The 19617-nt window shown below is 73.1% G+C and carries 13 protein-coding genes; 4 read left to right on the top strand and 9 right to left on the bottom strand.

Annotation, left to right across the window (positions count from 1 at the left end):
* Nucleotides 1-9 precede the first annotated feature (9 nt).
* The 5 genes from IEX99_RS08755 to glmU form a co-directional block, all read right to left on the bottom strand.
* Nucleotides 10-1389 carry a class II 3-deoxy-7-phosphoheptulonate synthase gene (locus IEX99_RS08755; protein WP_188899637.1) on the bottom strand — a complete coding sequence of 460 codons (1380 nt, stop codon included), beginning with the start codon at nt 1387-1389 and terminating at the stop codon, nt 10-12.
* Nucleotides 1390-1714: 325 nt separating this feature from the next.
* Nucleotides 1715-3094 carry a glutathione-disulfide reductase gene (gene gorA / locus IEX99_RS08750; RefSeq protein WP_188899636.1) on the bottom strand — a complete coding sequence of 460 codons (1380 nt, stop codon included), beginning with the start codon at nt 3092-3094 and terminating at the stop codon, nt 1715-1717.
* 85 nt (nt 3095-3179) lie between these two features.
* On the bottom strand, nt 3180-4658 hold the full coding sequence (gene gabD, locus IEX99_RS08745) for an NADP-dependent succinate-semialdehyde dehydrogenase (protein ID WP_188899635.1): 1479 nt from the start codon (nt 4656-4658) through the stop codon (nt 3180-3182).
* 83 nt (nt 4659-4741) lie between these two features.
* The gene (glmS, locus tag IEX99_RS08740; protein WP_188899634.1) at nt 4742-6565 is read right to left on the bottom strand and encodes a glutamine--fructose-6-phosphate transaminase (isomerizing); all 1824 of its coding nucleotides are present in this window, start codon (nt 6563-6565) and stop codon (nt 4742-4744) included.
* 3 nt (nt 6566-6568) lie between these two features.
* Complete coding sequence (gene glmU / locus IEX99_RS08735; protein WP_188899633.1) at nt 6569-7897, bottom strand: bifunctional UDP-N-acetylglucosamine diphosphorylase/glucosamine-1-phosphate N-acetyltransferase GlmU; 1329 nt, start codon at nt 7895-7897, stop codon at nt 6569-6571.
* Between the two features lie 279 nt (nt 7898-8176).
* Here glmU and IEX99_RS08730 point away from each other — a divergent pair, with 279 nt between their 5' ends.
* Nucleotides 8177-9061, top strand: coding sequence for a sulfurtransferase (locus tag IEX99_RS08730; protein WP_188899632.1), 885 nt, complete (start codon nt 8177-8179; stop codon nt 9059-9061).
* 50 nt (nt 9062-9111) lie between these two features.
* Here IEX99_RS08730 and IEX99_RS08725 read toward each other — a convergent pair whose 3' ends face one another.
* The 3 genes from IEX99_RS08725 to IEX99_RS08715 all read right to left on the bottom strand — a co-directional run bounded on the left by IEX99_RS08725 (nt 9112) and on the right by IEX99_RS08715 (nt 13130).
* Complete coding sequence (locus tag IEX99_RS08725; RefSeq protein WP_188899631.1) at nt 9112-9864, bottom strand: SDR family NAD(P)-dependent oxidoreductase; 753 nt, start codon at nt 9862-9864, stop codon at nt 9112-9114.
* Nucleotides 9865-9979: 115 nt separating this feature from the next.
* Nucleotides 9980-11620: a flavin-containing monooxygenase gene (locus tag IEX99_RS08720; RefSeq protein WP_188899630.1), complete on the bottom strand. Its 1641-nt coding sequence runs from the start codon at nt 11618-11620 to the stop codon at nt 9980-9982.
* 376 nt (nt 11621-11996) lie between these two features.
* Nucleotides 11997-13130: a TAXI family TRAP transporter solute-binding subunit gene (locus tag IEX99_RS08715; protein WP_188899629.1), complete on the bottom strand. Its 1134-nt coding sequence runs from the start codon at nt 13128-13130 to the stop codon at nt 11997-11999.
* A gap of 134 nt (nt 13131-13264) precedes the next feature.
* Between IEX99_RS08715 and IEX99_RS08710 the strand changes: the two genes are divergently transcribed.
* The 3 genes from IEX99_RS08710 (at nt 13265) to IEX99_RS08700 (ending at nt 17882) form a co-directional block, all read left to right on the top strand.
* Nucleotides 13265-15208 (top strand): TRAP transporter permease, encoded by a 1944-nt coding sequence (locus IEX99_RS08710; RefSeq protein ID WP_229677888.1) that lies wholly within the window; start codon nt 13265-13267, stop codon nt 15206-15208.
* Nucleotides 15209-15751: 543 nt separating this feature from the next.
* Nucleotides 15752-16297: a TRAP transporter small permease subunit gene (locus IEX99_RS08705; RefSeq protein ID WP_229677887.1), complete on the top strand. Its 546-nt coding sequence runs from the start codon at nt 15752-15754 to the stop codon at nt 16295-16297.
* Between the two features lie 10 nt (nt 16298-16307).
* Nucleotides 16308-17882 (top strand): TRAP transporter large permease, encoded by a 1575-nt coding sequence (locus tag IEX99_RS08700; protein WP_188899627.1) that lies wholly within the window; start codon nt 16308-16310, stop codon nt 17880-17882.
* A 328-nt stretch (nt 17883-18210) separates the two neighbouring features.
* Here the strand turns inward: IEX99_RS08700 and IEX99_RS08695 are convergent, their stop codons facing one another.
* The gene (locus tag IEX99_RS08695) at nt 18211-19203 is read right to left on the bottom strand and encodes a TRAP transporter substrate-binding protein (protein ID WP_229677886.1); all 993 of its coding nucleotides are present in this window, start codon (nt 19201-19203) and stop codon (nt 18211-18213) included.
* Between the last annotated feature and the right edge of the window lie 414 nt (nt 19204-19617).

Here is a 19617-nt window from a genome sequence, read left to right as displayed (position 1 = left end):
GCCCGCCCGTCACTGCGCCGCCTGCGCCGGCGCGGCGTCGGCCCGCGCGCGGCGCGCCTTCAGCTCCTCGGCCACCAGGAAGGCGAGCTCGAGCGACTGCTCGGCGTTGAGCCGCGGGTCGCAGAAGGTGGCGTAGTTCGCCGCGAGGTCGGCTTCCGAGAGGCGGTGCGCGCCGCCGAGGCACTCCGTCACCTCCTGGCCGGTCATCTCGACGTGGACGCCGCCGGGCCAGGTGCCCTCGGCGTGGTGGACGTCGAAGAAGCCGCGCACCTCGGCGAGGATCGCGTCGAAGCGGCGGGTCTTGTAGCCGTTCACCGTGGTGGTGTTGCCGTGCATCGGGTCGCACAGCCAGACGACGTTGCGCCCGGCCCGCTGCACGGCGCGGATCAGCGCCGGCAGCTTCGCCTCGACCTTGTCCGCGCCCATGCGGGAGATGAGGGTGAGCCGCCCCTTCTCGTTCGCCGGGTTGAGGATCTCGGTCAGGCGGACGAGCTCGTCGGGGTCCATGGTCGGCCCCACCTTCATGCCGATCGGGTTCCTCACGCCGCGCAGGAACTCGACATGCGCGCCCTCCGGCTGGCGGGTGCGGTCGCCGATCCAGAGGAAGTGCGCGGAGCAGGCGTACCAGTCGCCGGTGGTGGAATCGACGCGCGTCAGCGCCTGCTCGTAGGGCAGCAGCAGGGCCTCGTGGCTGGTGTAGAAGTCGGTCTCGCGCACCTCGCGCAGCTCGGCCATGCCGCAGGCGGCCATGAAGTTCAGCGTCTCGTCAATCCGGTGCGCCAGGTCGGCGTAGCGGTCGGCGAGCGGGCTGCGCTGCACGAAGCCGAGGTTCCAGCGGTGCACCTGGTGCAGGTCGGCGTAGCCGCCGGTGGCGAAAGCGCGCAGCAGGTTCAGCGTGCCGGCGGACTGCAGGTAGGCGAACTCCATCCGGCCCGGGTCCGGGGTGCGCGCCTCCGGCGTGAACTCGGCCGCGTTGATGATGTCGCCGCGGTAGGAGGGCAGCGTCACGCCGTCGCGCGTCTCGGTGTCGGAGCTGCGCGGCTTGGCGAACTGGCCGGCCATGCGGCCGAGCTTCACCACCGGGACCGCGGCGCCGAAGGTCAGCACCACCGCCATCTGCAGCAGCACGCGGAAGGTGTCGCGGATGATGTTGGCGTTGAAGTCGGCGAAGCCCTCGGCGCAGTCCCCGCCCTGCAGGACGAAGGCCTGGCCGTCGGCGACGCGGGCGAGCGCGGCCTTCAGGCGCCGCGCCTCGCCGGCGAAGACGAGCGGCGGGAAGCCCGCGATCCGGCGCTCCATGGCGTGCAGGCGGGCGGCATCGGGATAGTCCGGCACCTGCCGGATCGGCATGTCTCGCCAACTGTTCGGGGTCCAGGCGCGGGCGGCCATGGTCGCAGTCTCCAGGAAAGCGCCGGACTCTAGCCGACCGGCGCGGCCCGGTGAACCCGCCCCGGCCCGGCCGCTCCGCCGCCGCCCGCCCCGCGCGCAGGGCGAGGAAGGACGGCCGCCGGGCGCGACCGTGACCGCGCCCGGCGGGACGCATGGCCACGCGCCCGGGCGTGGCGGGGCGCGCCCCCGTCCCGCAGGACCCGGCGATCGGGGCGGCGCCGGTGCCAGGCAAGGGCGCCGCCTCCGCCGGGCGCGACGGTCTCCGCGCGGGAAGGCCCGGCCCAGGCGAAGGCGACGATCCGACGCGGCCCCCCTCGGCGCACGGCTACTGCGCCGCCGCCCTCTCCGGCAGCCCGACCTCGCGGACCCGGGTGCGCAGGGTGACGAACTCCTCGGCCGCGGTCGGGTGGATGCCGATGGTGCGGTCGAAGTCCTCCTTGGTCGCGCCCATCGCCACGGCGATGGCGATGCCCTGCATGATCTCCGGCGCGTCCTCGCCGAGCATGTGGGCGCCGAGGACCTGGCGCGTGCGCTGGCAGACGACGAGCTTCATCAGCGTGCGCCGCGGCCGGCGGCTGATGGTGTGCCGCATCGGGGTGAAGCGGGCGAGGTAGATGTCGCAGGGCCCCTGCGCGGCGGCGTCGGCCTCGGTCATCCCGACCGTGGCGATCGGCGGGGAGGAGAAGACGGCGGCCGGGACGTTGCGGTAGCTGGCGCGGCGCGGGGCGTCGCCGAACAGCGTGTCGGCGAGCGCGTGGCCGACGGCGGTCGCCATCGGCGTGAGGTTCAGCCGGTCCGTCACGTCGCCGATGGCGAAGATGTGGGGCCGGGTGGTGGCGTGGTCGTCGTCCACGATCACCGCGCCCTCCTCGGTGCAGCCGACGCCGGCCGCCTCGAGGCCGAGGCCGTGGGTGTTGGGCTCGCGGCCGGTGGCGAAGAGGACGCAGTCGGCCTCGATCTCGCCGCCTTTCAGGGTGCGGAGGACGACGCCGCGGCCGCGGCGCTCGACCGCGGCCGGCTGCTGGCCGGGATGCAGGCGGATGCCCTGGGCGTCGTAGGCGTCGCGCAGCGCGGCGCGCAGGTCCTGGTCGAAGCCGCGGAGCGGCAGCTCGGCGCGGTAGACCAGGTCCACCTCCGCGCCGAGGCCGTGATAGACGCCGGCGAACTCCACCGCGATGAAGCCCGAGCCGACGATGGCGATGCGCCGCGGCAGGGCGTGCATGGTGAAGACGTCGTCGGAGACCAGGCCGAGCCCGGCGCCCGGGATGTCCGGCCGCACCGGGCGTCCGCCGGTGGCGATCACGATGCGCTCGGCGGTGACGCGGGACTCGCCGACCTGGAGGGTGTGGGGGTCCACGAAGGCGGCGCGGCACTCGAACACGGTGCAGCCGGCGTTCTCCAGCATAGTGCGGTAGAGGGCCGAGAGGCGCTGCACCTCCGCGTCGCGGGCGGCGGCGAGCTTCGCCCAGTCGTGCGGGCCCTTGCGGACCTGCCAGCCGAAGGCCGGGGCGTCCTCGATCCAGGCGCCGTATTCGGCGGCGTTGACCATGATCTTCTTGGGCACGCAGCCGACATTGACGCAGGTGCCGCCCCAGAAGCGCTCCTCCGCGATGGCGACGCGCGCGCCGTGCCCCGCGGCGATGCGCGCGCAGCGCACGCCGGCGGAGCCGCCGCCGATCACGAAGAGGTCGAAGTCGTAGGCCATGCGTCTCTCCCCTGCCGGCGCGCGCCGCGCCCGGCTGCTTCGCCCCGGCGGCCGCGCGGTCGCGGCGGGGCCGGCGGCGCGCCGCTCAGGTCCCGATGCCGCCGAGGGCGAGGTACTTGATCTCCAGATACTCCTCGATGCCGTAGTGGCTGCCCTCGCGCCCGAGGCCGGACTGCTTGAAGCCGCCGAACGGCGCCTCGGCGGTCGAGATGATGCCCTCGTTGATGCCGACGATGCCGTATTCCAGCGCCTCGGCGACGCGGAAGATGCGGCCGACGTCGCGGGCGTAGAAGTAGGCGGCGAGGCCGAACTCCGTGTCGTTGGCCATGCGGATCGCCTCCTCCTCGGTCCTGAAGCGGAAGAGGGGAGCGACGGGGCCGAAGGTCTCCTCCTTGAAGATCAGGGCGTTCGGCGGGACGTCGGCGAGGACGGTCGGCTGGAAGAAATTGCCGCCGAGCGGGTGCCGCTTGCCGCCGGTGACGATCCGCGCGCCCTTCGCCGTGGCGTCGGCGATGTGCTCCTCGACCTTCGCCACCGCGGCGGCGTTGATCAGCGGGCCCTGGGTGACGCCGGGCTCCATGCCCGGGCCGACCTTCAGCGCCTCGACCGCGGCCTTCAGCTTCTCGGCGAAGGCCTCGTAGACGCCGTCCTGCACCAGGATGCGGTTGGCGCAGACGCAGGTCTGGCCGGTGTTGCGGTACTTCGAGGCCATCGCCCCCTGCACGGCGGCGTCGAGGTCCGCGTCGTCGAAGACGATGAAGGGCGCGTTGCCGCCGAGCTCCATCGAGGTCTTCTTGATCGTCGGCGCGCACTGCGCGAGCAGCACCCGCCCGACCTCGGTCGAGCCGGTGAAGGAGAGCTTGCGCACGATCGGGTTGGAGGTGAGCTCCTTCCCCGTCTCGCCCGAGGGGCCGGTGATGACGTTGCACACGCCGGGCGGCATGCCCGCGCGCTCGGCCAGCACCGCGAGGGCGAGGGCCGAGAAGGGCGTCTGCGAGGCGGGGCGGATCACGCCGGTGCAGCCCGCGGCCCAGCCCGGCCCGGCCTTGCGGGTGATCATGGCGGAGGGGAAGTTCCAGGGCGTGATCGCGGCGAAGACGCCGATCGGCTCCTTCTGCACGATGATCCGCCGGCCCTTGGCGTTCTGCGGGATGGTCTCGCCGTAGACGCGGCGCGCCTCCTCGGCGAACCACTCGATGAAGGAGGCGGCGTAGGCGACCTCGCCCTTGGATTCCGCGAGCGGCTTGCCCTGCTCGGCGGTCATGATCGCGGCGAGGTCGTCGGCGTGCTGGTGCATCAGCTCGGCGAGGCGGCGCAGGATCGCCGCACGTTCCTTGGCCAGCATGGCGCGCCAGGCGGGCCAGGCGGCGTTCGCCGCCTCGATGGCGCGGCGGGTCTCGGCGGCGCCCATGGCGGGGACGGTGCCGACGAGCTCGCCGTTGGCGGGGTTCCGCACCTCGATGGTGCGGCCGCTGTCGGCCTGCACCCACTTCCCGGCGATGTAGTTCGCCTGGCGCAGCAGCTCCGGGTCCTTGAGCGGCAGCTTGGCGGTGACATCGAGCATGGCGGCGTCTCCCCGTTCGGGCGTGCGGGGAAGATAGGCCTGCCGCGCCGGGCTGTCAGCCCGGCGGCGCCGGGCGCCCGCCCCTACTCCACCGTCACGCTCTTGGCGAGGTTGCGCGGCTGGTCCACGTCCGTGCCCTTCAGCACGGCGACGTGATAGGCGAGGAGCTGCACCGGGATCGCGTGCAGGATCGGCGCGACGAAGGGGTCCACCCGCGGCAGCTCGATCACGCGCTCGGCGAAGCGGCGCAGCGCCGGGGCGCCCTCGGCGTCGGTGAAGGCCATCACGCGCCCGCCGCGCGCCGCGGCCTCCTGCAGGTTGCTCGCGGTCTTCTCGAACAGCGGGCCGGAGGGGCAGAGCGCGATCACCGGCACCGCCGGGTCGATCAGCGCGATGGGGCCGTGCTTCATCTCGCCGGCGGCGTAGCCCTCGGCGTGGATGTAGCTGATCTCCTTGAGCTTGAGCGCGCCCTCGAGGGCGATCGGGTAGAGGTTGCCGCGGCCGAGGAACAGCACGTCGCGCGCCGGCGCCACCTCCTGCGCCAGCGCCTGGATGGTCCTGCCGTCCTCGAGCAGCGCCGCGGCGTGGCCGGGCAGCTCGAGCAGCGCCGCGGTGAGCCGCGCCTCCTCCTCCGGCGCGAGCCGCCCGCGCGCGCGGGCGAAGCCGATGGCGAGGGAGGCGAGGACCGAGAGCTGCGCGGTGAAGGCCTTGGTCGAGGCGACGCCGATCTCCGGCCCCGCGACGGTGAGGAGGCGCGCGTCGCTCTCGCGCGCCATGCTGCTCTCGTCCACGTTCACCACCGCGAGCGTCCGCTGGCCGCCCGCCTTGAGCAGGCGCAGCGCGGCGAGGGTGTCCGCCGTCTCGCCGCTCTGGCTGACGAGGAGCGCGGCGCCGCCCTCGGCGAGCGGCGGGTCGCGGTAGCGCAGCTCGCTCGCGATGTCGGCCTCGACCGGGATGCGGGCGAGCCCCTCGATCCAGTAGCGGCCGACCAGGCCGGCGAGGAAGGCGGAGCCGCAGGCGGTGACCGTCAGCCGCGGCACGGCGGCGGGATCGAAGGGCAGCGGCGGCAGCGCGACGGCGCGGGTCGCGGGCTCGACGTACTGGCGCAGCGTCTCGCCGATCACCACCGGGTGCTCGTGCAGCTCCTTCTCCATGAAGTGGCGGTAGTTGCCCTTCCCCGTCGCCGCGCCGGAGAGGGCCGTGACGCGGACCTCGCGCTCCACCGGCCGGTCGCGGGCGTCGAAGAAGCGCGCGCCGGTGTCGGACAGCACCGCCCAGTCGCCCTCCTGCAGATAGGCGATGCGGCGCGTCAGCGGCGCGAGGGCGAGCGCGTCGGAGCCGACGAACATCTCGCCCTCGCCGTAGCCGACGGCGAGCGGCGCGCCCTGGCGCGCGGCGATCAGCGTGCGCGGATGGCCGGCGAAGACCATCGCCACCGCGAAGGCGCCGTGCAGGCGCCGGAGCGCGCGCGCCGTCGCCTCCTCCGGCGAGGCGCCCCGGGCGAGCAGCCGGTCGAGCAGGCGGGTCAGCGTCTCGGTGTCGGTCTCGGTCTCGAACTCGGCGCCCCCGGCCTCCAGCTCGGCGCGCAGCTCGGCGTGGTTCTCGATGATGCCGTTGTGCACGACGGCGACGCGCGCGGTGGCGTGGGGGTGGGCGTTGCGCTCGGTCGGCGCGCCGTGCGTCGCCCAGCGGGTGTGGCCGATGCCGGTGGTGCCGGGCAGCGGCGCGCGCTCCAGCGCGGCGGCGAGGTTGGAGAGCTTGCCCTCGGCGCGCCGCCGCTCGATGTGGCCGTTGACCAGGGTGGCGATGCCGGCGCTGTCGTAGCCGCGGTATTCGAGGCGCCGCAGGGCCTCGAGCAGACGCGGCGCGGCCTCCGCGCGCCCGACGACGCCGACGATGCCGCACATGCGTCAGCCTCCCTTGCCCGGCTTGCCCTTGAAGCCGCGCCCCGGCTTCACCGCCTGGCGGCCGCGCGCGATGGCGAGCGCGTCGTCCGGCACGTCCTCGGTGATGACGCTGCCGGCGCCGACCAGGGCGCGCGCGCCGACGCGCACCGGCGCGACGAGGGCGGTGTCGGAGCCGATGAAGGCGCCCTCGCCGATCTCGGTGCGGTGCTTGGCGAGGCCGTCGTAATTGCAGGTGATGGTGCCGGCGCCGATGTTGGCGCCGGCGCCGATGGTGGCGTCGCCGAGATAGGCGAGGTGGTTGGCCTTCGCCCCCTCCCCCAGCACCGCCGCCTTCAGCTCGACGAAATTGCCGACATGGGCGCCGGCCTCGACCACCGTGCCGGGCCGCAGCCGCGCGAAGGGGCCGACGATCGCCCCGCGCCGCACGACGCAGCCCTCGAGGTGGGAGAAGGCGCGGATCTCGGCCCCCTCCTCCACCGTCACGCCCGGGCCGAACACCACGTTCGGGCCCACCGTCACGTCCGCGCCGAGGCGCGTGTCGTGGCTGAGGAACACCGTCTCCGGCGCGACCAGGGTGGCGCCCGCCTCCAGCGCCGCCCCGCGCAGCCCGGCCTGCACCTCCGCCTCCGCCGCCGCCAGCTCGGCGCGGCTGTTGATGCCGCGCAGCTCGGCCTCCGGCGCCTCCACGGCGACGCAGCGCCGGCCCTCGGCGCGGGCCAGCGCGACCACGTCGGTCAGGTAGTACTCGCCCTTGGCGTTGTCGTTGCGCACCGCGCGCAGCCAGCGCAGCAGGTCGGCGGCGCGGGCGCAGACGACGCCGGCGTTGCACAGCCCCTCCGCGCGTTCCGCCTCGCTCGCGTCCGCCCATTCGACGATGCGCGCCACGCCGCCCGTGCCGTCGCCGATCACCCGGCCGTAGCGGCCCGGATCGGCGGGGCGCATGGCGAGCAGGGCGAGGTCGGCCTCGCGCCGCGCCGCGCGCAGGCGGCGCAGCGTCTCCGGCCGGATCAGCGGGTTGTCGGCGTAGAGCACGGCGGCATCGCCGCCCCAGCCCTCGAGCAGCGGCGCCGCCTGCAACGCGGCGTGGGCGGTGCCGAGGCGCTCGGCCTGCACGACCGTCGGGTGCGGCGCCGCGGCCTTCTCCGGCGCCGGCATCTCCGGGCCGACCACGACCACCACCCGCTCGAACACCGGCTCCACGGCGGCGAGCAGGTGGCGCAGCATGGGCCGGCCGGCGATCGGGTGCAGCGCCTTGGGCAGCGCCGAGCGCATCCGGGTGCCGAGTCCGGCGGCGAGGACGATGGCGACGGCGGGAGCGGCCGAATCGGTCATGCCGACCGGGTTAAGCCGCCGCCCGCGCCGGGGCAAGCACGGCCCGGCAGGGCGCCGGTCAATCCGTTTTGCGCGATGTGACGGGCGTTGGGAGGCGACCCTCACGCGGACATGAGAAACGCCGGCGCCGCCGCCCGGCCCGTGCCGCGGAAGGGCGCGGCGTGCGTCCGGCGGATCCGCGCCAGAGCCCGGGGCCTGCTTGCGGCCCCCGCCCGTTCGGCGCAGCCTTGGGCAGCGCACGACGGCGAGAGCCGCGCCATGATGCCGGAAGGACGCCCGATGACAGCGACACCGCGCTACGCCCACCCCGAGGCCATCGTCGATACCCGCTGGCTGGCGGACAATCTCGGCGCCCCCTCGCTCCGCGTCTTCGACTGCACGACCTATCTGCACTACGAGACGGGGACCGGCCGGCCATACCGGGTCGAGAGCGGCCGCGGCGACTACGACAAGGCGCACATCCCGGGCTCGGCCTTCCTCGACCTGCAGGGGGAGCTTTCCGACCGCGCGAGCCCGCTCAACTTCACGATGCCGGCGCTCGACGACCTCGCAGCGCGATTCGCGGCGAAGGGCATCGGCACGGGAACGCGCGTCGTCCTCTATGCGCGCAAGAACCCGCAGTGGGCGACGCGCGTCTGGTGGATGCTGCGGGCGATCGGCTTCGACGACGCCGCGATCCTGGACGGCGGCTTCGACAAGTGGAGCGCTGAGGGGCGGCCGACCGAGACGACCGAGACCCGCTATCCGGCGGCGACCCTGGCCGCCAGGCCGCGGCCAGGGCTCTTCGTCGGCAAGGAGGAGGTCAGGGCCGCCATCGGCGATGCGGCAAGCTGCACCATCAACGCTCTCGCCCCGGACCTGCACAGCGGCGCGAACCCGCGCTACGGCCGCCCCGGCCGCATCCCGGGGAGCGTCAACGTCCCGGCACTGTCGCTGGTGGACACGGCCTCGATGACCTTCCGGCCGCCCGAGGCGGTGGCCGCGGCCTTCGCCGCGGTGGGCGCGGAGCCGTCCAAGCGCATCCTGGTCTATTGCGGGGGCGGCATCGCGGCGACGCTCGACGCCTTCCTGCTGCACCAGCTCGGCTACCCGGACGTCGCGGTGTACGACGCCTCGATGAGCGAGTGGGCGAAGGACGAGTCGCTGCCGATCGAGCGGGACTGAACCGCGGCGCCGGTCGGGCGCCCCTCGGCACGGACGAGGGGGGCCCTCGCTCAGTGGAAGACGCGGCCGGAGTCGATGACCACCGTCTGTCCCGTCATCGTCTCGGTGCGGCACATGGCGACCACCATGTCGGCGCAGTCGTCCTTGTCGGCGGCCTTCTTCAGCAGCGAGCCGGCCGCCGATCGCTCGATCTGCTCGGGCCGGAGGTTGGCGGTCGCGCGCGTGCCCTCCAGCAGGCCCGGCGCGACGCAGTTGACCAGCGTCGCGGGCGCCAGCGCCACCGCCATGCAGCGCGTCAGGTGGATGAGGCCCGCCTTCGACACCGCGTAGGCGATGGACGAGCCGGTCGGCCCGAGCCCCGCCACGGACGCGATGTTGACGATGCGGCCCCTCCCCTGCGCCTTCATCAACGGCGCCACCGCCTTCATCAGCCGCAGCGGTCCCGTCAGGTTGACGGCCATGATCCGGTCCCACACCTCGGGCGTCAGGCCGTCGAGGTCGTCGAAGGGGATCGCCTTGTTGTAGGCGGCGTCGTTGACCAGGATGTCAAGGCGGCCGAAGCGCGCCGCGACGTCGCCGACGAGCCGCTGCACCGCCGCGCCGTCGGTGACGTCGCAGGCGAAGGCGGCGGCGGCGACCTGGTGGTGCGACGCCAGCTCGCGGGCGACGCCCTCCGCCTGGTCGCGGCTGCGGGCGTAGACCACGGCGATGTGGGCGCCCTCCCTCGCCAGCGCGTGGCAGATGCGCTGGCCGAGCCCGCCGTTGCCACCCGTCACCAGCGCGACCGCGCCCTTGAGATCCATCGGCGTCCTCCCCTGCCCAGGCGTCGGTCGCCCGGCCGCAGACTTCCCGCGTCGGCGGGGAGATTGCGGCCCGCCCGGCCGGACAGGCAAGCGGCGCGGCGCAGCGGGCGGGCGCCTACCGGAACTCGAACTCCCGGTAGCCCTGCGCGGCCACAGCCTCGATCTTGCGGCGGTAGGCGACGGCACCCCCGTAGTAGCCGAGGGTGCGGCGCACGTCCCGGCCCTCGACGTTGCGGTTCACGCCGGTCTGCCAGGAGTTGACCCGGCTGAACAGGAGGCGCGACGCGGCCTCCTCCACATGGGCGGTCCATTCGGCCACCGCCTCGGGCCGCGGCTCCACCCGCGTCAGGCCGTGGGCGCGCATGTGCCGGATCAGGCCGGTCAGCCAGTCCACGATCTCCTCGATGTTGCGCGGTATGTTGCCGCGCGCGGTGTGCGGGCCGAGGACCATGAGCATGTTGGGAAACCCCTCGGCCTGCATGCCGAGGAAGGTGCGCGGCGTCCCGGCCCAGTCGTCCTTCAGCCGCCGCCCGCCAGGGCCGCGGATGTCGATGCGGTCGTAGGGGCCGGTGACGCCGTCGAAGCCGGTCGCGTAGATGAGCACGTCGAACTCGTGCTCGGCGTCGCTGGTCCTGATGCCCTTGGGCGTGATCCGCTCGATCGGCGTCTCGTTGATGTCCACCAGCAGGACGTTGTCCTGGTTGTACACCTCGTAGTAGCCGCTCTCGAGCGGCAGGCGGCGCGTGCCGAAGCCGTGGTTCTTCGGGATCAGCTTCTCGGCGACCTTCGGGTCCCTCACCCGCTCGCGGATCTTGCGGGCCACGAACTCGCTGGCCAGGGCGTTGGCCCGCGGGTCGGTCAGGACGTCGCGGAAGTTGCCGACCCAGATGCCGAAGCCGGGCTCGGCGTACAGCTTCTCCCAGAAGGCCTCGCGCTCCTCCGGCGAGACCTCGAGCGCGCTCCGCGGGTCGGCCTGGTGGATGAAGCAGGTGTCGGTCTGGCGACAGCGCTCGAAGATCTCGCGGTAGCTGGCCTTGATCCGCTTCTGCTCCTCCGGGGTGATCGGCCGGTTGTGCAGCGGCGCGGCCCAGTTGGGGGTGCGCTGGAACACCGCGAGGTGTCCGACCTCCCCGGCGATGGTCTGGATGACCTGGATGGCGGTGGCGCCGGTGCCGATGATGCCGACCCGCTTGCCCGCGAGGCTCATCGGCTCGCGCGGCCAGCGGGCGGTGTGGAAGGCCGGCCCCTCGAAGCTGTCGCGGCCGGGGATGTTCGGCAGCGTGTGGGCCGAGAGCGGGCCGAGCGCGGTGATCAGCAGCGGGGCCCGGGCCTGTTCGCCGCTCTCCAGCGTGACGGTCCAGCGGTTCGCGGCGTCGTCGAAATGCGCGGCGACGACGCGGCTGTCGAACCGGATGTCCCGGCGCAGGTCGAACTTGTCGGCGACGTGGTTGAGGTAGCGCAGCGTGTCCGGCTGGGCGGCGAAGTGCTCCGGCCACTCCCATTCCTGCAGCAGCTCCTCGGAGAAGGAGTAGCCGTAGGACCAGCTCTCCGAGTCGAAGCGCGCGCCCGGGTAGCGGTTCCAGTACCAGGTGCCGCCGACGTCGGAGCCGGCCTCGAACACCCGCACGCGCATCCCGAGCTCGCGCAGGCGGTGGAGCTGGTACATGCCGGCGATGCCGGCGCCGATGATGATCGCCTCCCAGCCGGCGGCCGGGTCCGACTCGGCGCCTGCCGTGGGCGCGGGCGAGGCAACCATCCGAATTCTCCCAGGATGAGGACGTTTCCGGCGAGGCCGCCGGCCTGGCCACCGCTGTCGCATTCCAGAGCCTTTCGATGGCTGCGGCAAGTCGTGGGGCCACGGGCCGGCCAAGGGCAGGCGGCCGCGTTCCCCTTCCCGCCCCCGATCGGGAAGCCGGGGCGGTCCCCGGCTTCCGTAGCCGGATTGGCGGACGCGGGCGGGGAGGGCCGGTCGGCAGCGCGTGACGCAGCCGATCCCGCGGCGCGCCGGCGGCCCTTTCGTTCGCCTGCGGGGGCTGGGTCGGGTGGGCGCCACCGCCCACGCCGGCGCATGCGCGCCGGCGCGCCCGATGCTGGCCATGGGTCGCGAGGCCCGGCGGCCAGTCGGCCGGAGGCTAGACCTCGGCGGGCGGCAGGCCCAGCTTCTCGACCCGGTACTTCTCCCAGTGCTGCAGCCAGGCCTCGTCCCCCTGGCCCCGGAACTCCCTCTTCGCCGCCTCCCACCCCTCCTGGATCCGCCGCAGCCGCGCGAGGCGCCGGTCGTGCCAGGCCTGGTGCTCGGCCTGCCAGATGCCCTTCTCCTTCAGGTAGCGGATCGCGCCCTCGTGCCACGGCGCGTCGGCCGGCGGCTTGCCCGACAGCTGCGGCGCCCAGTTCCCCGCGCTGCCGGTGATGTTGCGGATCTGGTCCATCGACGCGTCGATCGCCGCGACCAGCGCGTAGACCTCGTCGGGATCGGTGTTCGCGTAGGTCGCGATCATCGGGTAGCGGAAGCCGATCAGGTCGATGGGATTGTCCGGCGAGACGCCGGCGCCGGTGGTCTCCTTGTACGGCTCGAAGAAGTCGGCGACCCGGCGGATGCGTTCCCAGCCGGCGGCGTCGCCGGGCGGGAAGGGCGGGTAGGTGAGGCCGCGCGGGCTCGCCTCGATCTCGCGCATGTTGGCCGAGGTGGTGACGCTGCTGAAGCAGTCGAGCTGGTTGTTGATCACCGCGGTCTTCATGGCGTTGTAGCTGCCGAACCAGACCACCTGGACGTCGGCGCGCGTCAGTCCGCCGAACGCGAGATACGCGTCGGTCTTTACGTTGACGGAGGGGTTGCCGCGCACGTAGCCGATGCGCCGTCCGCGGAGATCGGAGAGGGCCCTCGCGCCGATGTCGCCGGCGCAGGCGAGCGCGGCGCCGGCCGGGCGGGCGAGCACGACGCGCACATCCTGCGGCCCCCAGGACTGGGCGGCGAAGTCGTAGGTCCCCTCGGCGGCGAAGTAGAGCTCATTGGCGAGGAAGCCGTAGGTGGCGCGCCCCTGGCGCAGCGGCAGCAGGCGTCCGATCGAGGTGCCGGAGGGCATGATGCGCACCCGCGTCGCATGCTTCTGCATGATCGCGTCGGCGATGCCCGACGCCTCGGCGTAGCCGGAGGAGCCGAGGTCGTAGGCGGTCCAGACCGAGGTGGCGGGCAGCCTGGCCTGCGCCGACCGCCCGGCCAGCAGGGCGGCGGATGTCCCGACCAGCACGTCGCGTCGTGTGACCATCGCGAAATCCTCCCAAGACCGTTTTGTGTGCCCAGGCTTTTTTGTGCGCCTAGCATGCTGTCGCCTTGCACGGCTGTCAATTTTGGGGAAGGAGATTCCAAAACAAAGCACGACGGTCAGGGAGGCCAACAAGGATGGGCGGCGACACGGGGGCCGAGCCGGCCAGGCTCGCGCCGGCCGAAGGCGGCGGCGACCGGCTGCGCGGCTTCGCCTACTGGATCGCGTTGGTCCTGGGCTGCGGCGGCATCCTGCTGACCATCAACCAGACCTTCAACCTGCACCTGACCGGCGCGCCGATCATCGACACGTCGTTCTATTACCTGCTGCTCGGCCTGTTCCTTTCGCTCGCCTTCCTCGCCTATCCGGCGCACGGGGCCGCATGGCGGACGATCCCCTGGTACGACTGGGGGCTGTTCGCCGCCTGCCTCGGCGCGACCTCCTACCTCGCCTGGAACGGCTCCCGCATCGTCAGCGAGGGCTGGGACCTCGCGGCGCCGCCCGAGGCGGTGGCGGTGGCCGGCATCGTCTGCGCGATCGCCCTCGAGGCGGTGCGCCGCGCGGCCGGAATCGTGCTGTTCCTCATCTGCGCGGTGTTCGCCGCCTATCCCCTGTTCGCCGATTCGATGCCCGGCTTCCTGTGGGGGCCGGGCAGCGGCTTGGCGGAGACGCTGAGCGCGCACGCGATGGGGGTGGAGAGCATCATCGGCGTGCCGCTGCGCACCGTGGCCTCGCTCCTGGTCGGGTTCCTGATCTTCGGCTCGGCGCTGGTGGTCACCGGCGGGGGCGAGTTCTTCATGGCGCTCGCGGTGGCGCTGCTCGGCCGCACGCGCGGCGGACCGGCCAAGGTGTCGGTGATGGCGAGCGGCTTCTTCGGCTCGCTCTCGGGCAGCGTGATCTCGAACGTGGTCACGACCGGCCGGCTGACGATCCCGACCATGAAGCGGGTGGGCTATCCCGCGCACTACGCCGGCGCGGTCGAGGCCTGCGCCTCCACCGGGGGCGCGCTCATGCCGCCGGTGATGGGCGCGGTGGCCTTCGTCATGGCCGAGTTCCTCAACGTGCCCTATAGCACGGTCCTCATCGCGGCGATCGTGCCGGCGCTGCTCTACTATGGCGGGCTGCTGCTGCAGGCCGACCACTACGCCGCCAGGAACGGCCTGAAGGGCCAGCCCGCCGAGGAGATCCCCCCCCTCCTGCCGATCCTCAAGGAGGGATGGCACTTCCTGTTCAGCCTCGGGCTGCTCGTCTACCTGCTGCTGGTGATGAAGCGGGAGGCGCTGGCGCCCTACATCGCCACCTGCGTGCTGCTCGGCACCACGGTCGCGTTCGGCTCGAAGCGCTTCGGCCTGGCCGGGCTGCGCGACCTCGCCATCGACACCACGCGCAGCATCGTCAACCTCGTGGCGGTGCTGGCGGGGGTGGGGTTCATCGTCGGCTCGCTCTCCTACACCGGCGTGGGCGGCGCCTTCTCGCGCGAGCTGCTGCAGTTCGCGGGCGGCAACATCTACCTGCTCCTGGTGCTGGGGGCGCTGACGAGCTTCATCCTCGGCATGGGGATGACGGCGACGGCCTGCTACATCTTCCTCGCCGTGACGCTGGCGCCGGCGCTGATCAGCGGCGGGCTGCATCCCACCGCCTCGCACCTGTTCATCCTCTATTGGGGGCTGATGAGCTTCATCACCCCGCCGGTGGCGCTGGCCGCGATCACGGCGGCGAGCATCGCCAAGGCCGACCCCTGGCGCACCGGCACGCAGGCGATGCGGCTCGGCGTCGTGAACTTTTTGGTGCCGTTCCTCTTCGTCCTCAACCCGACGCTGATCATGGTGGGCGAGCCGCTGCACATCCTGCACGACGTAGCCACGGCGTGCTTCGCCGTCTGGATGATCGCGGCGACGCTCGAGGGCTGGCTGGTCGGCATCGGCCGCATCGCGTGGCCGGCGCGCGCGTTGCTGGCGGTCGGCGCGCTCGGGATGCTGACGCCGGGGCTCACTTCCGACCTCGTCGGGGGCGCGCTGCTCGCCCTGGTCTATGGCGGCACCGCGCTGTTCCGCCGGCGCGCGCCGGCGCGCGGCGCGTGAGCCGTGGCGCGGGCCTGCGCATCGTTGCGCCGCTGCGGCGGCCCGGAACCGCCCGCCGGCGCCGGCTGCGACGGGGCAGTGGGCGGAGCGACGCATGCGCCGCGCGGCCCGCACCATCGCCGTTGCCCCGCGCGTGCGGCCCGGGGCATGATCCGTGCCAGAGCAGCGGACGGCAAGCATCCGCGCCCCGGGGAGGGAGACATGACGGACCTCGAAAGGGCGTTCCTCGGCGCGCCGCGCGCGTGGGCCGGGCTTCCCGCCGGGGCATCGAGGTCCCAAGCCGCCCGAGGGCGGCCCGGGCGGCGGCAGCGCGGCGCCCGGTCCGGCCGACAGGGCCTTTCGGCGCGGCCGGTCGCGGGCGGCGCAGCCGGGCGGCGAAGGCTGCAGGCGCGCCATGCCCCGGCGCCGGATGACCCGAACGGGCATCGCCGGCACGGGGCGGCGGCCCGCCACCGGAGAGAACCGGGATCGAGCCCATCGTGAAGACACCCGCCCGGCTGCGCGCCAGCCAGGCGCAGCCGACGGCCAGCAGAGGGAATGCGCGTGGACACTCTGGTCCGTGCCGTCAGCGCCATCGAGGCGATCAACCGCGTCGTCGGAAAGGGCACCGCGTGGCTGACACTGGCCACGGTCCTGATCTGCGCCACCGTCGTACTGCTCCGCTACATGTTCGGCATCGGCTACGTCTGGATGCAGGAGCTCTACGTCTGGACCCACGCCATGACCTTCCTGCTGGCGTCGGGGTTCGCCTACCTCCTGAACGCGCACGTCCGGGTGGACATCTTCTACGCCGGCATGAGCCAGCGCGGCCGGGCCTGGGTCGACCTCTGCGGCGTGGTCTTCCTGCTGATGCCGTGGCTGGCGCTGCTCGGCTGGACGGCCTGGACCTACGTCTCCTACTCCTGGCTGACCAACGAGAGGTCGGTGCAGAACGACGGCATGCCGGCGGTATACGTCCTCAAGGCGACGATGCTCGGCTTCGTCGCGCTGCTGGGGCTGCAGGGCCTGGCGTGGATCGGCCGCTCCGTCCTGGTGCTCGCCGGGCGCCAGCCGCCGCCGGCCGAGACGCTGACCGGCCCGGCGGGCTGACGCGCGCGCCATGTCCCCTGCCCTGATCGGCGACCTCCTGGCCGTCGCCCTCTTCGTCGTCGGCACCTTCGGCGTCCTGCTGGGATTCCCGATCGCGTTCAGCCTGGCGGGCTTCTCGCTGGTCTTCGCGGCCATCGGCTGGGCGCTCGGCGTCTTCGACCCGATCATCCTGACCAGCCTGCCCTCGCGCTACTTCGGGCTGATGACCAACGAGGTGCTGGTCGCGGTGCCGCTGTTCATCTTCATGGGCTCGGTCCTCGAGCGATCGAAGATCGCGGAGGCGCTGCTCGAGACGATGGGCCAGCTGTTCGGAACGGTGCGCGGGGGCCTCGCGATCTCCGTCGTCATCGTGGGCGCGCTGCTCGCGGCGTCCACCGGCGTGGTCGGCGCGACCGTCGTCACCATGGGCCTGCTCAGCCTGCCGGCGATGATCCGCGCCGGCTACGACCCGAGGCTCGCCACCGGCGTGATCTGCACCTCGGGCACGCTCGGCCAGATCATCCCGCCGTCGGTCATCCTGATCTTCGTCGGCGACCTGCTGATGGGGGCCAACCAGCTCGCGGCGCAAAGGATGGGCCGGGCGGTGGAGCCGGTGTCCGTGGGCGACCTGTTCGCCGGCGCCTTCCTGCCCGGCCTCGGGCTGGTCGTGCTTTACATCCTCTACATCGTCGCGATGGCCCTGGTACGTCCGTCGAGCTGCCCGGCGCTGGAGATGGACAGCGTGCGGAGGGCGGCGCTCGGGCGGCGCGTCGTCCGCGTCCTGGTGCCGCCGCTCCTGCTGATCGTTGCGGTGCTCGGCTCGATCCTCGGCGGCCTCGCGACGCCGACCGAGGCGGCCTCGATCGGCGCCGTCGGGGCCATGGTCCTCGCCGCCTTCAACCGCGCCTTCTCGTTCCAGATGCTCCTGGGTGCGATGCGCAACACCGCGGTGATCAGCGCGCTCGTGTTCGCCATCGTGCTCGGCGTGTCGGTGTTCTCGCTGGTCTTCCGCGGGCTGGGCGGCGAGCACCTGGTCGAGCAGCTCCTCACGGACGTGCCCGGCGGCGCCTTCGGGGCGGTGATGGCGGTGATGCTGCTGATGTTCGTGCTGGGCTTCTTCATGGACACGATCGAGATCGTGCTGATCGTGGTGCCCATCACGGCGCCGGTCCTGATCGCGATGGGCGTCGATCCGCTGTGGCTCGGCGTGATGATCGGCATCAACCTGCAGACCGCGTTCCTCACCCCGCCGGTCGGCTTCGCGCTGTTCTACATGCGCGCCGTGGCGCCGCCCTCGATCACCACCGGCGACATCTACCGCGGCGCCATCCCGTTCGTCTGCCTGCAGGCCGCGGCCGTCGCGACCCTCTGGGCGGTGCCGGAGATCGCGACCTGGCTGCCGAAGATCGTCTTCCCCGACGCCGTCCCCGCCCTCGCCGCCGACGGCGCCCAGCCCGGCTCGGTCCTCGACGACATCCTGCGCGGAACCATCGGCGACGCGCCCGCCCTGCCCGGCTCTCCGCTGGACCAGATCCTCGACCTGCCGCGGGCCGAGCCGCAGCCGCAGGGCGACCCCATCCTGGACCGGCTGCTGAGGGGCAACTGAGCGTTCGGGCCGATGCCGCCAGGGCACATCCCGGCCGGGCCGCCGATCGGCCGGCACGAAGGCGCGAGGCTGGAGCCGCGCCGGCTCCGCTCCTCGTCGGTTGCGGTCGTTCGCCGCCGCACCGCGCGCATCCGTGGCGTCACGGGACACGGCGCGGGGACCGGCGATTGGCCGGCGACCCGCGGGCGCCGGCAACCGGCGTGCCTGCCCCGCGCCCTTGATCGCCGCTCCGCCACACGCGGCCCGGGCGCGCTCCGGCCCGCGACGATGATCGCAACCGAAGGGATCGGGAGCGGGCGTCGCCGCCAGCCCCCGCGCCGCGGCGGCGTCAGGTGGCCCGCAGGGCCATCAGCCGCGCATTGAGGTATTCCTGCATGCCGATCCGGCTCCATGCCGTCTGCTCGCGCAGGAACTTGTAGTACGAGTCGAGCGTCCGCTTCGTCAGGTCGTCGCCGGTGTCGCGCAGCTCGGTCAGCACCTCGTTCCACGCCCGCCCGTAGGCCTGGAGGAAGTCGTCCGGCAGCCTGCGGAGCTGCACGTTGTGCTGCCGCACCAGCACCTCGAGCGAGCTTCCGTTGTTGGCGTCGTTGTCGGCGGTGACCTGGTTGTGCTCGTCGCCGCAGCCCCAGGCGAAGATCTGCTGGATGTCCTTCGGCAGCGCATCCCAGCGTGCCTTGTTCACCGTGATCTCGTTGATCGTCGCCGGTTCGTGCATGCCCGGCCAGTAGTAGAAGCGGGCCACCTTGTAGAAGCCGGCCGCCAGGTCCTGCCAGGGCCCGACCCACTCGGTGGCGTCGATCGCGCCGGACTGCAGCGCGCCGAAGATCTCGCCCACCGGCAGGTTCACGATGGTGGCGCCCATCTTGCGCAGCGCGTCGCCGCCGAAGCCCGGGATGCGGATCTTGAGGCCGCGCACGTCGGCGGCCGAACGGATCTCGCGGTTGAACCAGCCGGCCATCTGCACGCTGGTCGAGCCGGCGTGGAAGCCCTTCAGGCCGAACTGCGCGTAGGCCTCGTCCCACAGCGCCTGCCCGCCGCCCAGCCGGAGCCAGGCCACGTGCTCGTAGTTGGTCATGCCGAAGGGCATGGTGGTGTAGATGCTGAGGATCTTGGACTTGTTCTGCCAGTAGTAGGGCGTGGAGTGCATGCAGTCGGCGGTGCCGCGCTGCACGGCGTCGAAGGCCTCGAAGGCGGGCACCAGCTCGCCGGCGGCGAACAGCCTGATCGTCAGGCGCCCGCCCGTCGCCTCACCGATGGTCCTGGCGAAGCGGTCGGCGGCGGTGCCGCCGCCGGGGAACATCCTCGGCCAGCTCGTCACCATGCGCCATTCCTGACGGCCCTGCGAGATCGCGGGCGCCGCAAGAGTCGCCGCCCCGGCCGTCGCGGCGACGCCGCCCACGGCGGCCCGGGTCAGTCCACGGCGTCGGATTCCTGCCATCGTCTGTTTCCTCCCTGACACGCGTCACCGTTCCACCGCCGCCCTTCTCGCGCGGCTGGCCTGACGCGGCCTCCGCGGCAGGATCGGCGAGCGCCGCCGGAAGGCGCCGCAGCACGCCGCGCCACGCCAGGGATGGAACGCTAATGCCTCGCCCCGCCACGTTCAACTTGCGCATGCGCGCCGGCGTCCGCCACCGGCGGTCGGGCGGCGGTTCCGTTGGCGTCCTCGAGCGGAGGGCGGGAGAGCGACGACATCCGACCGTCCGACCGAGACCTTCGCCGAGCGGTGCGGCGCGAT

The sequence above is a fragment of the Caldovatus sediminis genome, from assembly GCF_014644455.1.
In the GTDB taxonomy this organism is placed as follows: domain Bacteria; phylum Pseudomonadota; class Alphaproteobacteria; order Acetobacterales; family Acetobacteraceae; genus Caldovatus; species Caldovatus sediminis.
The sequence above is the reverse complement of the archived record's forward strand: the minus strand, read 5'-3'. Positions and strand labels throughout refer to the sequence as shown.

What these genes read in the sequence shown, in the direction of transcription:
- IEX99_RS08755 (WP_188899637.1), bottom strand. Translation starts at nt 1,389, where the DNA reads ATGGCCGCCCGCGCCTGGACCCCGAACAGTTGGCGAGACATGCCGATC.
- gorA (WP_188899636.1), bottom strand. Translation starts at nt 3,094, where the DNA reads ATGGCCTACGACTTCGACCTCTTCGTGATCGGCGGCGGCTCCGCCGGC.
- gabD (WP_188899635.1), bottom strand. Translation starts at nt 4,658, where the DNA reads ATGCTCGATGTCACCGCCAAGCTGCCGCTCAAGGACCCGGAGCTGCTG.
- glmS (WP_188899634.1), bottom strand. Translation starts at nt 6,565, where the DNA reads ATGTGCGGCATCGTCGGCGTCGTCGGGCGCGCGGAGGCCGCGCCGCGT.
- glmU (WP_188899633.1), bottom strand. Translation starts at nt 7,897, where the DNA reads ATGACCGATTCGGCCGCTCCCGCCGTCGCCATCGTCCTCGCCGCCGGA.
- IEX99_RS08730 (WP_188899632.1), top strand. Translation starts at nt 8,177, where the DNA reads ATGACAGCGACACCGCGCTACGCCCACCCCGAGGCCATCGTCGATACC.
- IEX99_RS08725 (WP_188899631.1), bottom strand. Translation starts at nt 9,864, where the DNA reads ATGGATCTCAAGGGCGCGGTCGCGCTGGTGACGGGTGGCAACGGCGGG.
- IEX99_RS08720 (WP_188899630.1), bottom strand. Translation starts at nt 11,620, where the DNA reads ATGGTTGCCTCGCCCGCGCCCACGGCAGGCGCCGAGTCGGACCCGGCC.
- IEX99_RS08715 (WP_188899629.1), bottom strand. Translation starts at nt 13,130, where the DNA reads ATGGTCACACGACGCGACGTGCTGGTCGGGACATCCGCCGCCCTGCTG.
- IEX99_RS08710 (WP_229677888.1), top strand. Translation starts at nt 13,265, where the DNA reads ATGGGCGGCGACACGGGGGCCGAGCCGGCCAGGCTCGCGCCGGCCGAA.
- IEX99_RS08700 (WP_188899627.1), top strand. Translation starts at nt 16,308, where the DNA reads ATGTCCCCTGCCCTGATCGGCGACCTCCTGGCCGTCGCCCTCTTCGTC.
- IEX99_RS08695 (WP_229677886.1), bottom strand. Translation starts at nt 19,203, where the DNA reads ATGGTGACGAGCTGGCCGAGGATGTTCCCCGGCGGCGGCACCGCCGCC.